At 39.9% G+C, this 15711-nt stretch carries 15 protein-coding genes; 6 read left to right on the top strand and 9 right to left on the bottom strand.

Translation table 11 applies throughout. The features are described 5' to 3' along the window. Positions 1–291 precede the first annotated feature (291 nt). The 3 genes from ACRRMM_RS09355 to ACRRMM_RS09345 all read left to right on the top strand — a co-directional run bounded on the left by ACRRMM_RS09355 (position 292) and on the right by ACRRMM_RS09345 (position 2407). Complete coding sequence (locus tag ACRRMM_RS09355) at positions 292–393, top strand: YhdX family protein (protein ID WP_017360338.1); 102 nt, start codon at positions 292–294, stop codon at positions 391–393. 164 nt (positions 394–557) lie between these two features. Continuing rightward, complete coding sequence (locus ACRRMM_RS09350) at positions 558–1646, top strand: mechanosensitive ion channel family protein (RefSeq protein ID WP_017360337.1); 1089 nt, start codon at positions 558–560, stop codon at positions 1644–1646. Between the two features lie 29 nt (positions 1647–1675). Beyond that, entirely contained in the window at positions 1676–2407 is a 732-nt protein-coding gene (locus ACRRMM_RS09345; protein WP_373422531.1) for an NAD-dependent protein deacylase, read from the top strand. Positions 2408–2445: 38 nt separating this feature from the next. Here ACRRMM_RS09345 and ACRRMM_RS09340 read toward each other — a convergent pair whose 3' ends face one another. After that, complete coding sequence (locus ACRRMM_RS09340) at positions 2446–3300, bottom strand: polysaccharide deacetylase family protein (protein ID WP_035703432.1); 855 nt, start codon at positions 3298–3300, stop codon at positions 2446–2448. A 295-nt stretch (positions 3301–3595) separates the two neighbouring features. Here ACRRMM_RS09340 and dat point away from each other — a divergent pair, with 295 nt between their 5' ends. Then, positions 3596–4450, top strand: a complete 855-nt coding sequence (gene dat, locus ACRRMM_RS09335; RefSeq protein ID WP_224562585.1) for a D-amino-acid transaminase — start codon at positions 3596–3598, stop codon at positions 4448–4450. A 48-nt stretch (positions 4451–4498) separates the two neighbouring features. On the opposite strand, the gene ACRRMM_RS09330 is transcribed toward dat, so the two are convergent. After that, on the bottom strand, positions 4499–5005 hold the full coding sequence (locus ACRRMM_RS09330) for a universal stress protein (RefSeq protein ID WP_212356599.1): 507 nt from the start codon (positions 5003–5005) through the stop codon (positions 4499–4501). A gap of 559 nt (positions 5006–5564) precedes the next feature. Here ACRRMM_RS09330 and ACRRMM_RS09325 point away from each other — a divergent pair. Both ACRRMM_RS09325 and ACRRMM_RS09320 read left to right on the top strand, forming a co-directional pair. Beyond that, entirely contained in the window at positions 5565–7322 is a 1758-nt protein-coding gene (locus ACRRMM_RS09325; protein ID WP_345912179.1) for an ABC transporter ATP-binding protein, read from the top strand. Beyond that, positions 7319–9334, top strand: coding sequence for an ABC transporter ATP-binding protein (locus ACRRMM_RS09320; protein ID WP_060832207.1), 2016 nt, complete (start codon positions 7319–7321; stop codon positions 9332–9334). The genes ACRRMM_RS09325 and ACRRMM_RS09320 overlap by 4 nt, the downstream gene beginning before the upstream one ends. A gap of 126 nt (positions 9335–9460) precedes the next feature. Here ACRRMM_RS09320 and ACRRMM_RS09315 read toward each other — a convergent pair whose 3' ends face one another. The 7 genes from ACRRMM_RS09315 to ACRRMM_RS09285 form a co-directional block, all read right to left on the bottom strand. After that, on the bottom strand, positions 9461–10078 hold the full coding sequence (locus ACRRMM_RS09315) for an NAD(P)-dependent oxidoreductase (protein WP_008348943.1): 618 nt from the start codon (positions 10076–10078) through the stop codon (positions 9461–9463). Positions 10079–10362: 284 nt separating this feature from the next. After that, a complete protein-coding gene (locus tag ACRRMM_RS09310) occupies positions 10363–10566 on the bottom strand; it encodes an alpha/beta-type small acid-soluble spore protein (RefSeq protein ID WP_008348940.1) in 204 nt (67 codons plus the stop codon). Between the two features lie 226 nt (positions 10567–10792). Further along, positions 10793–11899: an ABC transporter ATP-binding protein gene (locus tag ACRRMM_RS09305; RefSeq protein ID WP_024719977.1), complete on the bottom strand. Its 1107-nt coding sequence runs from the start codon at positions 11897–11899 to the stop codon at positions 10793–10795. 137 nt (positions 11900–12036) lie between these two features. Further along, a complete protein-coding gene (locus tag ACRRMM_RS09300; RefSeq protein ID WP_017360327.1) occupies positions 12037–12912 on the bottom strand; it encodes a helix-turn-helix domain-containing protein in 876 nt (291 codons plus the stop codon). 20 nt (positions 12913–12932) lie between these two features. Beyond that, entirely contained in the window at positions 12933–13142 is a 210-nt protein-coding gene (locus ACRRMM_RS09295) for a YheE family protein (RefSeq protein ID WP_008348933.1), read from the bottom strand. A gap of 145 nt (positions 13143–13287) precedes the next feature. Then, positions 13288–14646: a YheC/YheD family protein gene (locus tag ACRRMM_RS09290; RefSeq protein WP_428828846.1), complete on the bottom strand. Its 1359-nt coding sequence runs from the start codon at positions 14644–14646 to the stop codon at positions 13288–13290. Next, complete coding sequence (locus ACRRMM_RS09285) at positions 14603–15709, bottom strand: YheC/YheD family protein (RefSeq protein WP_428828847.1); 1107 nt, start codon at positions 15707–15709, stop codon at positions 14603–14605. Before ACRRMM_RS09285 ends, ACRRMM_RS09290 begins: the two co-directional genes overlap by 44 nt. Positions 15710–15711 lie beyond the last annotated feature (2 nt).

Raw genomic sequence — 15711 nt, 5'->3', positions numbered from 1 at the left:
GACATAAGTTCTGGTCTTATCATATCAAATGCTTTGGTGGTTTTCCTTCTTTACTATATGGAGAAGAAGAGCGCCGTATTATCATGGAACCTCATGTACTGAAAAAGCTTGATGTATCATTTTGAAAAGTTTACAGGAATAGAGCAAGCTTTGATTGAGTAAACCTGAATTACATCAATTTTTCTTCGATCAATTTTGTCCAAATCGTCAGCGTTCGTCAAAATATTAGTGCTTTCGTCATGTTGACTGAAAATTCTGATGTTTTATAATGATAAAAAGGAGGCGAGATGATTGGGTAAAGGGAGAATTAGAGTGGAAGAACGTATTAAGGCCGAAACGGATGCTGAAATGTTTAAAGCGACTCTCCTTGATCAGGCTCAGAAGAAAAAGTAGTTTGTTGCCCGTCGATATGTCTCAAGCCAAAATTTCATAATTGAACATCATGCCTCGGGATAGGTCCCGAGGCTTTTTATATAGAGGTCAGACATTTAAGAGAGGACATAAACGAAGGTTATATTATAAACTAGAGAGGATTGTTTTAAAGGAGAGAGACAGAGATGTTTACACAAAAATGGATGGATACATATTTTACAGTCGATATTGCGATCCAAATAGGCATTAGCCTTTGTATTTTATTGCTTTTTTTATTACTTCGAAAAGTATTTACGAAGTACTTGTTTCACCTGCTCTTTAAGCTGACAAACCGGTCTAAAACCGAAGTCATTAATCAAATTGTCGTGGCGTTTGAAAAACCTGCGAGACTGTTTTTTGTGGCACTAGGTTTATATTTTGCGTTAAGACAAGCCCCATACTTTGAGCACCATATGGATGTCATTGTCAAATTGTATAGATCCTCTATTATTTTGATGCTGACGTGGGGACTTTGTAATCTAACTGCAGCTTCTTCTTTCTTATTTCAAAAAGTGAATTCAAAATTTGAATTAGAGATGGATGATATTTTAGCGCCATTTTTATCAAAGGTTCTTCGTTTTATTATTATTGCACTGAGTATTAGCGTCATTGCACAAGAGTTTAATTATGATGTGAACGGACTTGTGGCAGGGCTTGGTCTAGGTGGTCTTGCTTTTGCGCTCGCTGCGCAGGATACAGTGGCAAACTTTTTTGGAGGAATTGTGATTATTACAGAGAAGCCTTTTACAATGGGCGATTTTGTAGAGACTCCAAGTGTACTTGGAACTGTAGAGGACATTACCTTCCGAAGCACAAAATTTAGAACACCTGCTGAAGCGGTGGTGACCGTGCCAAATTCGACCCTTTCAAAGGAGCCGATCACAAATTGGACGAGAATGAATAAACGTCAAATTACGTTCTCCGTTCGCGTATCTTACAATACACCGAAAGAAAACATTGATAAGTGCATCAAACGTCTGAAGCAAATGCTTTATGAGCATGATGGGGTTCATAAGGAAACGATTATGGTGAATTTCGATGTGCTGGCAGACAGCTATTTAAACTTATTCTTTAACTTTTATACAAACACAACGGCTTGGTCTGAAAACCTGGATATTAAGCAGGATATTAACTATCGCATTATTGATATTTTCCATGAAGAAGGGGTAGAATTTGCTTTCCCTGGACAGACCATTTATATGAAACAAAAAGGTGAGAAACAGCTCGGTGAATAAAGGAGGAATGGTGGTTGGATCAAACAAAAGTGGCAGCGCTAAGAGAGAGATTATCAAAGGCCTCACATATTACAGTCCTTTCAGGTGCTGGGATGAGCACAGAATCGGGAATTCCCGATTTTAGATCAACGGGTGGACTATGGACAGAAGATACTTCTCGCATGGAGGCAATGAGCCGGTCCTACTTTTTATCACATCCGCATCAATTTTGGCCGAAATTCAAAGAATTGTTTCAAATGAAGATGAGTGGAGAGTACGAGCCAAACGCTGGACATGCTTTTTTAGCCAATTTAGAAAAGCAAGGAAAACGCGTGGATATTTTCACGCAAAATATCGATGGTCTGCATAAAAAAGCGGGAAGCCAGCATGTGTATGAACTGCATGGTTCCATTCAAACAGCTACATGTCCATCATGCGGGTCAACATACGAACTGCCTTATTTATTACAAGAAGAGGTACCGGTTTGTGAGCGGATTTCATCAGACGGCCGCGCGTGTGGGCGAGTGCTCAAAACAGATGTTGTCCTTTTTGGGGACATGGTGAAGCACTTTGATCAAGTGGAGAAATCGCTCCAGCAAACGGACATGCTACTCGTCATGGGAACTTCCTTAGAAGTGGCACCAGCCCGATATATTCCAGAAGATGCTGCTCATCATCCATCCATCTTTAAGGTCATGATGAATTTAAGTGAAACGGAATTCGATCCGCTGTTTGATCTTGTCTTTCACGAACGAATTGGCGAGCTTGTGAATGCTTTATAAATCATAAAAAACCCGCATCCAATAGGTGCGGGTTTACTTTATTGTTGTAGTGGCTTCATTGTTTCATCAAGGACTTCAAACGTGTAGCCCTTCGCCTTTAATTGTGTGATCAGACTGTTTAAGTATTTTGCGGTAGCTGGCTGATCATGCATTAAGATGATTTTTGGCTCTTTAGGGTACTTGGTTTCAAGCACTTGCAGCTGATTTAATACTTCTGGTACATATTTTGAGCTTTTATATTTCCAGTCAAGACTGTCAATGGTCCAGTCCCAGTATACAAAGCCTTTTTGTTTTAAACGTGTTTTTTGCTGGTCTGTTAAGTTTGGAGAACTGCCATAAGGTGTTCTCACAAGATGTGTATATTCACCAGTAACAGAAGCCAATATACGTTGATCTTCTTTCATCTCATTTACAGGGGAATCACTTTTTTGATAAAAGCGTTTCACATCATGCGTGATGCCATGAAGTCCTAGTTGATGACCTTCTTGATGAAGTCTTTTCACAGCTGCTGGGTGTTCTTTGATTTGCGGCCCGAGCATAAAGAATGTGGCCTTCACTTGCTGTGATTTTAGCACATCTAACAGCTGATTTGATGTAGCAGAAGGGCCATCATCAAAGGTCAAAAAGATCGTTTGATCCGTTACATGTTTGTTTGGATTGATCTTAAAATGTGCATCTAATGTTTTTGGCGAATCATCTTTTGCTTTCAGACTTGTACTTGTGTCTCGAAATGGACTGCTCGCAGACACTTCATTCGGTTGATCTGCTGCCTGCATATTGGTTTTAGATATATCCCAAATGAAAAAAAGGATCAATGTCAGAATGACTAGACCAATTGCCTTTGAGAGCAGCATCGTGTTTGAAGGTGTCTGTTTTTTCGTAACCCGTTGCATTACAATCGCTCCAATAAATCAGTAGTTTGTGTCGAATCATGTAGTGGATTCTGTCTTTTTTCGCTGTTTTTTGTCGTGCTCATATGGAGTAAGTATACAGGAAAAAAGAGCCTATGAATATAGAAGATGCTAAAAAATTGGAATCTTTTTGGTTATGAATCTATATTTGTTACAATAGAAGGTTATCCAGTCAAATGGATATGAAATAATTCTGAATAATCATTGAAACGTTTACATTTATCCGCTAAGATAGCATCAGATTCAACCATTAAGCAAAGCGAAGGGGAGATTCCATATGAAAGTATTGTACAATGGGGATTTTATTGAAAAAAAAGATGCACATGTTGATATTGAAGACAGAGGCTATCAATTTGGCGACGGAGTCTATGAGGTCATCCGCGTATATAATGGAACTTTGTTTACATTAAAAGAGCATACTGAGCGTCTATTCAAGAGTGCAAAGGAAATCGGCATTCATCTGCAAGGTACAGTATCCGATATGGAAGAGAATTTGAAGAAGCTAGTCGCAGATAATCAAGTGATTGATGGCGGCGTGTATATTCAAGTCACGCGAGGCGTCGCACCTCGTAAACATCAATATGGTGCACTTACCCCTCAGATTACGGCATATACATTTCAAGTGAAAAAGCCTATTCAAGAGCAGACAGCTGGTGCGAAAGCTCTATTGTCTGAAGATCTTCGCTGGTTAAGATGTGATATTAAAAGCTTAAACCTTTTATATAACGTCATGGAAAAGCAGAAAGCGTCTGAAGCTGGTGCGTTTGAAGCGATTTTAATAAGAGACGGCTTTGTGACAGAGGGGACGTCCTCGAATGTATATGCCGTCATTGACGGTGTCATTCGTACACACCCAGCAAATAACCTGATTTTAAACGGCATTACACGTAGAAAGCTGCTAGAGGTTTGTCAGGAAGAAGGATGTCGTGTGGAAGAAACCCGCATGAGTAAAGACGAACTTTTGCATGCGCAGGAAATTTTCATTAGTTCAACGACAGCTGAAGTGATTCCAATTGTAGAGATAGATGGTCAGCCAGTTGGGAAAGGTGTTCCAGGGGAGATCACGAAGCGTGTACAGGAAGGGTTCCAGAAGAAAATTAAGCATGAAAGCGAAGCATCTATTTCTTCGTAAAAAGAAAAAGGCTGTAAACATTGGTTTACAGCCTTTTGTGATTCATATTTATTTCACGATCAGTACAGGTATATCTGATTTGGACGATAACTTTTCACTTACACTGCCAAAGAGCATTTTTTTCAATCTGCTTTGGTCACGTGCTCCCATGACGATGAGGTCTGCTGAAATCTTTTCAGCGTATTCGATAATCGCTTCTGCAGGCTCCCCTTCAACAATTTCGATCGTAGCTTCAAACTGCTCTTCATTTAACAGCATTCTTGCTTCTGCAACGACCTCTTCTGTATGATCTTCAAAAATCAAGGGACTTTGCTGTTCATCATGAGGTACATACACAGGGGGTGTTTGAAGGTCTGCCATGCCGCCTCCGATATAAGCGCCGCCAGTCATTGGGCGAGGTGCATCAAACACCTGTCTGCTGGATTTCCCATCATGAGCGTAGGCAACGGTTAGCTCGGCATGCAACGTTTTGGCTAAAGCGATTGCCTTCTTTAATGCTTTCTTACTGTCTTCATGTCCATCAAACGCAACGACCATCCGATCAGCTTGAAACAATGTCCTCATTCCTTTCAAAAGGAGTCTATACGTTCATGGTATACCCGATATCTGAAAAAGATACACATAAAGGGTGTGAACTTTTTGTTAGAAAATTTCATTTATTGAAAAATATTTATTGACAAAATGGTGACAGCCACTATAAGATAAAAAAAGATTCAAGAGCCAAAAGGAGGAAATGTCATGTGCAACATCATTGGAAGAATGAAATCAAACTGCATGAATGGGTTGATTCACGTGACAATTACACCTTCATTGGTCATTGAAAAGGGACTCGTATGTTCCAATTGATCGGATGAATCAAGGCGTATGTTGCGTATTTGTCAACATGCGCCTTTTTATCATGTATAAAAGAGGCGTACCAGTCAGCTGGTTGCCTCTTTTTTTGTTGTATACATTTCGTATCTCGAAATAATGGAATGCATCAACAACTAAATGAAGAGGAGTGAAAGCATGTGAACATGCCAAAGGCAAGACAAATGACAAAAGCTCAAAAAACGAAACAAGGTGACAATCAGGAAAATATAGAAAGCGGCTAGCTTTAAAAGGAGAGACAAACATGTTTTCAGTATTTGTGAAATTAGGCTGGTTCTTTAAACAAGAGTGGAGGCGCTATACAATCGCCATTACGCTGCTGCTCATTGTGAATGTGCTTGAAATGCTGCCACCGAGGTATCTAGGTCAAGCGGTTGATGACATTCGGTCTGGTCAATTTACAACATCCAGTATCTTATTTTACGTAACCATTTTTTGCTTACTTGGTGTCAGTGTCTATGCGCTCACCTACTTTTGGATGTATCAGTTATTTGGCGGCGCGAATGTCATGGAGCGTGTGATGCGCGGAAAATTAATGCGCCACTTACTTAAGATGACACCCACCTTTTATGAAAAGAAAAACACCGGAAATTTAATGGCGTTAGGTACAAATGATTTGAATGCTGTGGCTTTAACAACAGGCTTTGGCGTTTTAACATTAGTCGATTCCACTGCTTACATGCTGATGATCTTTTTTACGATGGGACTGACGATCAGCTGGAAATTAACTTTAATGGCCATTATTCCGATGCCGCTGATGGCGATTTTGATAGCGTTTTATGGCAGTAAAATTCATGAACGCTTTACAGTCGCTCAAGATGCATTTGGTGATATGAATGATCGTGTATTAGAATCAGTTGCCGGCGTTCGGGTGATTCGGTCTTTTGTACAGGAAAAACAAGATGTGAATCGCTTTCGAGAAATGACAGATGATGTTTTTCAAAAAAATATGAGAGTGGCGATCATTGATTCATTGTTTGAGCCGACGGTGAAATTGCTTGTGGGGATCAGTTATTTAATCGGTATCGGTTACGGCGCATATCTTGTGTTCCAAAGTGATTTAACCATTGGTGAGCTTGTTGCATTTAACGTCTATCTGGGGATGATGATCTGGCCAATGTTTGCCATTGGTGAATTGATTAATATCATGCAAAGAGGAAATGCCTCATTAGACCGGTTGAATCATACACTCAGTTATCAACCGGATGTAACTGACGTAGCCAAGCCAAAAACATTACAAGAGCCTGGCGATATTCGATTTGAACATGTGACATTTAGGTATCCAACTTCCTCTAAAGATAATCTAACGGATGTCTCCTTTACTGTACGAAAAGGGCAAACGATTGGTATTACAGGAAAAACGGGAAGCGGAAAAACAACGATTGTCAAACAGCTTCTTCGTCAGTATCCGACAGGTGATGGAAAGATCTTGTTTTCAGGTGTTCCAATTGAGGACATTGAATTGGATCAACTGTTCCAATGGATTGGCTATGTTCCGCAAGATCATGTCCTTTTCTCTAAAAGTGTAGAAGAGAATATGCGTTTCGGTCATAGAGACGCGAGAGAAGCTGAATTAGCACAAGCGATTAAAGATGCTTACTTTGAAAAGGATTTACGCCTTTTACCAGAAGGCTTGGAAACCATGGTTGGAGAAAAGGGAGTGGCGCTGTCAGGAGGACAGAAGCAGCGGATTTCCATTGCACGTGCTTTATTAATTGATCCAGACATTTTGATTTTGGATGACTCGTTATCTGCAGTTGATGCAAAAACAGAAACGGCTATTTTAGAGAATTTAAGACAAAATCGTCATGGGAAAACGACATTTATTACAACCCACCGTCTATCAGCTGTTGAGCATGCGGATCTCATTCTTGTCATGGAAGAAGGGCGTATTGTTCAAAAGGGAACCCATCAAGCGCTTATTCAGCAGGATGGATGGTATAAAGAGCAATTTCTGCGTCAACAGCTGACAAATCAGCTGGAAGGAGGGGATGAGGCATGACAACAGGGAGAAGACTTCTTGCCTATGCACTCCTGTATAAAAAAGTATTGTCTGTTGCTTTGATCTTTCTGATCATTGCAGTTGGTGCTGAGTTGACAGGACCTTTCATTGGGAAAAAAATGATTGATGATCATATTTTAGGTGTAGAAAAACCGTATGTTGAGGTAAATGAAAAAACAGATAAAACGGTTTATTACCAGGGAAATAACTATATAAGAAGTGACCGGCTACAGAATCAAAATGAAGCTGGAAAGCAAATCAATGTCGTGCAAGTCGGATTTGGTTACTATTTTGTGAATGAACCGATTCGATTTGACGGGAGCCGGACAATAAAAGGGGATCAGCTCACCATTGAAAATGGGAGCGAGCGTGAGACGTATCAGGTACAGCGTTTATCCAAAGAGGAAATCTTTGCTTTTTATCAGCCGGAAATCAGTGGTTTGGTACAGCTTGTTCTATTTTATTTTGGGATGCTCGTCATTGCGATTTTCTTTCAATATGGGCAGCACTATTTACTCCAGCGTATTGCAAATCGCATTATTCAAAAAATGCGAGTGGACGTATTTGAACATATTCAAACGCTTCCGATACGGTATTTTGATAATTTACCGGCTGGAAAGGTTGTCGCGCGGATTACGAATGACACAGAAACCATTCGTGATTTATATGTAACAGTACTCGCTAATTTCGTCACAAGTGCCATTTACATGGTTGGAATTTATATCGCCATGTTCTTATTAAATGTGAAGCTGGCGCTTATTTGTTTAGTGGCTGTTCCGATTATTTTCCTATGGTCGATGACTTATCGAAAGTTTGCGTCGGTTTACAATCACCGCATTCGTTCCATCATTAGTGAAATTAATGCCAAGCTAAATGAAGCCATTCAAGGAATGACGATCATTCAGGCGTTTCGACATGAACAAGCAACGAAAGAAGAGTTTGATGAGCTGAATAACAATCACTTTCGATATCAGCGAAAGATGCTTCATTTAAATTCACTGCTCTCACATAACTTGGTGAATCTGCTTCGGAACTTAGCATATGTCGCACTCATTTGGTATTTTGGCGGCGCGTCCTTAAGTGCGACGGGCATTGTGTCGATTGGGGTGCTCTATGCATTTGTCGATTATTTAAATCGTTTGTTCCAGCCGATTACAGGCATTGTGAATCAATTCTCTAGATTAGAATTAGCCAGGGTTTCATCTGAACGGGTCTTTCGATTATTAGATGAGCCAGGTACTGAAGTGGAAGAACCAATTCAGAAGAAACTAGAGGGACACGTCCAATTTCAGGATGTTACCTTTGCGTATAATGAAGGGAAAAATGTATTAAAGAACATCACCTTTGAGGCGAAAAAAGGTCAGACGGTGGCACTCGTTGGACATACCGGTTCTGGGAAAAGTTCGATCATGAATTTGCTGCTACGTTTTTATGATATTCAGCATGGGGACATCCTCATTGATGGAGAAAGCATCTATGATCAGTCGCGCCAAACGCTGCGTAAGCAAATGGGCATTGTACTACAAGATCCTTATTTGTTCTCTGGAACGATTGCGTCCAATGTCAGTTTAGGAAATGAAGACATTAAAAGAGAAACGATTGAAACATCCTTAAAGCAAGTGGGCGCAGCAGAACTATTAAAGCATTTGCCTGAAGGTTTTGATGAACCAGTTGTTGAAAAGGGGAGTACTCTTTCCTCTGGGGAGCGTCAATTGATTTCATTTGCCCGTGCACTGGCATACGATCCAGCGATCTTAATTCTAGATGAAGCGACGGCTAACATCGATACAGAAACAGAAGCCATCATTCAACGGGCACTAGATGTCGTCAAAGAAGGACGAACCACTTTTGTCATTGCACACCGATTATCGACTATTAAGAAAGCTGACATGATTTTGGTGTTAGAAAAGGGTGAGATTGTCGAACGCGGCAGCCACGAAGAGCTCATGGAGCAAAGCGGACTGTATGCGCAAATGTACGAATTACAAAAGGGAGCTGTGACGAGTAGCTGATAGGATGAGTAGAAAAAGCCTCTTTCAATTTGAAAGAGGCTTTTTTCATGGCAATGAAAAAAGTCGAGGCTTCATGAAATGATCTCGACTTTTACTGGTTGTATATCATTTACACGAACTAAATGGTCAATAAGCGATACCGACGCGTTGATGCACAAATTCTTTTGAGTTTAACTGCTGATACAAAAAGTGTGCGGTATCTTCAACTGAGATTTTCTGTCCATCTATAGGGAGAAAATTCTTTTCATAGCGATATGACCGTGTCACTTCTCCATCTGGTAAATAGGTTGGACAAATGATTGTCCAATCTAGTTCAGTTGATTGAAGAATTTCAAATGCTTTGGCATGTTCTTTAGCAGCTCGGGAAGTGGTTCGCCTTGATTCATTTGTTTCAAAGCGGTAAAGCTCAGGCTGCTGCCTTGCTTTCAAAATCCCTGCTGTACCAATCGTTATAATTCTTGATGTTCCTGTTTGCTTCATGGCTTGTACGATATGCTCCATTGAAACAGATAAAGTATCATCACCATCTGTTGATAGACAGCTCACGACAATATCTGATCCTTTAATTGTTTCAAGAACATCCTCTTGATTTCTGGAATTGCCGGTGACTTGAAACATACCCGCAAGCATTTCTTCCCGGTTTGTCCGAATTAACGAGCGAACCATGTAACGATCATCTTCTTTTACGAAACGAAGAAATGCTTGTCCTACACGTCCATGAGCACCGAAAAGAGCTATTTTCATCTGATCGATCCCTCCACTACATACTATAAGTGAAAAGAACTTAAAATGGTACAGTTTTATGTCATGCTTTTTTTATAAAGATGAAAGGACCGAATACTATGAGCATATTCACATAATAGAGAGAGACCAACAAATTGTAGAAGTTCAAAATTCACACCTGAAATAATGTCCATGAAGATCCGCTCCTTTCTAATACATCATATGAATTCAAAAGGAATCGGTGAGGGATAAAACCAAAAAAAGAAGACACCATAAGAGGTGCCTTCTATGATCCAGATATGAAATTAAGCTTTTGTTCCGCCAAGGTTTTGCTGAGCGTAAGATACAAGACGTTTCGTGATTTCTCCACCAACTGAACCGTTAGCACGAGCTGTTGTTTCTGCTCCAAGGTTTACACCAAACTCAGAAGCGATTTCGTATTTCATTTGATCGATTGCTTGCGCTGCTCCAGGAACTAGTAATTGATTTGAACTATTAGAATTTGCCATGATGTGAATCTCCTTTTTATATATGATTTTTTTGGTTGGGTTTGCTGGAATCGCACCAGCGAAATGACCAAGTCATTTGCCACTTGGCGAAACCCAATGCGGTAACTGCTTTGTACTAAATATTATGGTTCGCAACGAAAAAAACATACGGAAAAAGAACATGGTAAATGTTGTTTTCATATACAAAAAACCACCACCCAATGGTGATGGTTTGTGGAACGTCTTCTCATTCAGCTGAGCGAATGCGGAGCTCAGTCTCTGTATCAAAGAAGTGCGCTTTATTCATATCAATGGCAAGAGGGATCGTCTGACCTGCCTGAATATCTGTGCGAGAATCAACACGTGCAATAAACGTTTGACCAGCGAGAGAAGAATAAAGCATCGTTTCCGCTCCCATTAATTCAGCCACTTCTACGTTTGCTTCAATTTTTGTTCCTTCTGAAGCCTCTATAAACACAGGCTCATCATGGAAATCTTCTGGTCTTATGCCTAGAATCACATCTTTTCCGATATAGCCCTGACTGCGTAATACTTTCATTTTTCCTTCTGGTACACGAATGTGCGTATTCCCAATGGCAATGGCTCCGTCAGACAGTTTTCCTGTAAAAAAGTTCATCGCTGGAGAGCCAATAAATCCTCCTACAAAGACATTCTCTGGGTTTTCATACACATCCTTTGGTGCGCCAACCTGCTGAATAAAGCCATCTTTCATGACAACAAGCCGAGTAGCCATTGTCATGGCTTCTGTTTGATCGTGTGTGACATAGATGAATGTCGTCTGCAGCCGCTGATGAAGTTTAGAAATTTCGGCACGCATCTGAACACGAAGTTTAGCATCTAAATTAGAGAGAGGTTCATCCAAAAGAAAGACTTTGGCATCGCGCACAATGGCCCTTCCAAGTGCAACACGCTGTCTTTGACCTCCAGACAATGCCTTAGGTTTTCGATCTAAGTATTGTTCAAGCCCTAATATTTTTGCAGCGTTTCGTACCCGCTCATCAATTTCTGCTTTAGGAAATTTTCGAAGCTTTAATCCAAAAGCCATATTATCGTACACATTCATATGAGGGTATAAGGCATAGTTTTGGAAAACCATCGCAATATCCCGATCTTTTGGTGCCACATCATTCATTCGCTTGCCGTCTAATAGAAAATCTCCTTGTGAAATTTCTTCAAGGCCTGCAATCATGCGGAGGGTTGTTGATTTTCCGCACCCAGATGGACCAACAAACACAATAAATTCTTTATCCTCAATATGTAGATTAAAGTTATCTACTGCTGTTACTTTGTTATCGTACACTTTATAAATTTGATTCAGCATCATTTCAGCCATAGGTGGTAGCCTCCCAGTCCTTTTTGAAAGCGCTTTACTTATAAATGAAGTGTATAAAAAGGAAGGGTGTCTGTAAATGGACAACGTGCACAACATCTTATTTTCATTTTTAGGCAAGGTGCTCATGATAGGATCATTTAAGAAAGATCGAGAAGATTCATCATGAAATAAGCAGCTGACGCTTCTTGAAAATGCCGTATATCTAGCCCTGTCCGTTCAATAAATTTATCAATCCGATACTGAAGGCTGTTTCGATGAACATATAACGCTTTTGCTGCCTGCGATGCATTTAAATTACACTGCATATAGGTCGTGAGAGTCCGGTAAACGTCCCGATCAAAGATTGTTTCTATAAATGCATCTGAAATAGCGGCAGAAACCATGTCTGTATCATGGCGAATGAAAGCAGGTAGACATTGATAAAATGTTGCAACCCCTGACCTAAGTTTTCCTTGCTTCAGATGCCATAAAAAGAGCTGATGTTCATTTAATAATCTCATTTTTAAATTTCCATTCGGCAAATGCAGCTGTCCTTGCATGAAGACAACGTCTGTTAAAAAATCACTTGTGATGGCTTGAGACAAATCATGTAGCTGTTCAAGTTGACCATTTTCTGATGTAGCATTTGTTTGAATGAGCATAGCTGTTTCAGTGCCTGTCCATATGAAATGAATATGTTCGAGGCTGCTGTTCACAGCCTCTTTTATTTGCTGTCTTTGTTCTGCTTGGTGCTCCATTTTAAAAAAATGAACACGGACAGATTGATCAATGGTGATTGATTTGTTTTCAAACAGATAGCTGTACCATTTCTGTTCTTCTTCCGTCTCCTGCGTATGAGGTACATCAATTGGTGTGAGGAATGAATTGAGAAGAAGCGTTTCTCTTTCTGTTAGCTCCGTTTTGTTTACTCCGAAAATTTCGCCTTCGTCTGTTTGATACCAGAGAATTTGTTTATCATTTGTTGGTGAACTGATGATATGGTGTCCGTAAACAAGTTTTAGTTTTTCTAACATGGCGAGGCTCCTTAAACAGTTTAATCATACACATGGAATAGCATTAATTCGTGGATTTCTTCTTTTAAGGTTGGTTCAACTTCATGAGGCGGAAGCTGAGAGCCCCATTCAATATCACCCGTTTTGTGATAAATGCCTTCATAGTGTGAACCATTATGAAAAAAGGATATTTTCCAGCCAGGTAATTGCGCTTTTTTAAAGAGAGGTTTCCATTGAAAATGAGAAATCATATCATCATTGCCTCCTTGCTTTTATTGATGAAACAATAAATACACACGACAATCCGGAAACAACCTTGAACTTGGTTTTATTGTATCTCATCTGATGAAAAGAGCATAGGGAAAGCACAGATTTCAGAGACATGAAAAGAAAACATCAGTAGGCGTTTGCATGGTCTATAGGAGTAAGAGCCATTTGTGTTAGGTAAGATGCGTATTCAACGATTCTTTTCCCAATCAGCCATTCTGAGTTTTTCAATGGTGCATGCAGAAAAATCTCGCGGCCTGGACGAGAATTGGCTTCAAACATCCAGATAGCACCCAAGTGATCAATACCTAAGTCAAAGCCAATTTCCCCAATCAGACCAGGCATTTTTTCATCTATCACACGACTAAGTGCTAGGGCAGTATCAGAGAGCTCTTGCAAAATCTTCAAACGTTTCTCTGCATCAGGAAAGATATCATACAGTGTTTTTACTGAACCACCATGCAGTTGATGGGTTGTGACAGTGTGATCTCCTGAAACTTTTCCAGCAACGGCTGTAACAGTCCAATGACCATACTTATTTTTATTCGTATGAATTCTGAAATCCAGTGGTTGATTGTCTATTTGAAGAAGCTCAATGCCTTGTTGTGCAATCAAGTCTTGCATTGCACAATCTTTTCGCAGTTTTTTCACGAAATGGTCTACGGAATGATATGAAGTGGATTTCCCTTTATTTGAGCAGACAGTGATCCCGTTTTCCGTCTTCTTTAACTGATAAATACCGTCTCCGTGACTGCCGTTTGTTGGTTTTAAATAAATGACATGATGCAGATGAAGGAGTGTTTCTATTTTAATTAAAGCATCAAAAGGATCTAATCGTATGGAATGTGGTAAGAAAAAGCTTGTTTTTTCATCTGTTAATAGCTGTTCATGAATGTCCCATTTATTAAAAAAATAAGGGTTGAACCAAGGGATATCGTAGTCTTGAGTGAGTTTTCGTTTTGTTTCTTGAATGAATGCCGACTGAGCAGCCTTTCTATTAGGCAGCCGGTCATAAACAACGGATGGGAGGGGCATCTGCTTTTTTACCCAGCGCTCCTCTTGGTAAAGCAAACCGTCTACTATTCCTTTATCCCAATCGATAGAATGAGTACCAAAAAGATATGCAAAACCAGCATGCTGCCTGCAAGATTGCAACAGTTTCATAAAATAGGAAGACCTAGTGCCTAAAGGTGCTGTATTTTGTTCGAATCCTGCAGTGAAAATGCCGATGAGAGGTCCTATATAGAGTGTATGTTGAACTAATATGACATCAGCTTTCGTTTTGTATGGAATGAGTAAAGCGCGATAAAGGTCTTCTGATAATAAAATCCTTTGTGATTGATGATGATAGGAAATGGTGAAATCATCTACTAAACAAGAACCTAAAGCAATAGATAAAATTGCCCCCTGCTCTTTAAACTGAGCAGGGAGATGTACTGTTTTTTCACTTGCTGAATGAGGAGCGATGATGTAGCGTTTTCTCTTCATAAGGAACCTCCTTTTCTTCAGCCATCATCGATTTGGCATGTTCAAGTATGGTCTGAATCAATTGATTCTCCCTCTCAGGGTAAGCTTTTAAAAAAGAGGATCGTCCTGGCTTTGATCTTACATTTGAGATGAAAAGTCTGCCTTCATTTGTATGAAGCAAGTCTATAGCGAATTCAATACACGGTGAGAAAGTTTTGTCTATAAACGCTGGAAGAGATGACTGAATGGAGGCAATATCATCTAACAGCAGCTCCTTGATGTGTGGCTTTAATGAGTTTAAATAGTGATCAAAGGCTACCACATGAATGGAATTTTGTGTATTGCTTAAAAGGCTGTTTTCTACTGATGGTTTTGTATGAATCCCCATGCTATTCCATTGGTTTTGTGAATTTTTTATAAGAAAAATCCTAATTTCATTGAAAATAACGTCTTTTTGATCATTCGTGTTAAAAAATTGAAGGAAAGATCGGCCGATATACTTTTTGCACCAACGCTCAACCTCTGCTGAATGTGAAAAGGTGATGATTTGCTTAGCGTTTAGCTGCACAGTAATGAGTGATTTGTCTCTTAAAGAAATGAAGCAAGAGGGTGCTGCGTGCTGTTGAGAAAGCGGCTGTATTTTACAATATCCGCCCTTTCTGACCAAGTTGAGAAGGTCTGAAGGCTCTGTCAATAGAGAGCAGACAGGTAAGTATGGTTGTAAAGAAGGGAGGAGACGGAGCTGCTCGAATAGCCGCATTTTATTTGAAATTCCAGTATTCAAAAAAACGGTTTTTGGATACTTTTTTAACCAATTCATGATAGGTTTTGCTTTTTTTGATTGTGCGTCATGCTGATAAAGACAACGATCATAAATCAAGTCAGGAATCTGAAATTCTGACGCTTCAAATCCTTTGCCAGTCTTAAATTTTTGACCGTGAATGACATTTGAAGCAGGCTTTAAATCTAGAGGTGAAAAACGAACAACTTCTAATTCAAAAGAAGAGGCTGCTTTGGCAAGCTGATGTGTGAATGCTTCTTCATGCTTCGGAGAAAGAGTGACAATGCCGAGCGTTGACATCATGA

Source organism: Bacillus sp. XT-4 (genome assembly GCF_050864245.1).
Taxonomy (GTDB): Bacteria; Bacillota; Bacilli; order Bacillales; family Bacillaceae; genus Bacillus; species Bacillus altitudinis.
The sequence above is the reverse complement of the archived record's forward strand: the minus strand, read 5'-3'. Positions and strand labels throughout refer to the sequence as shown.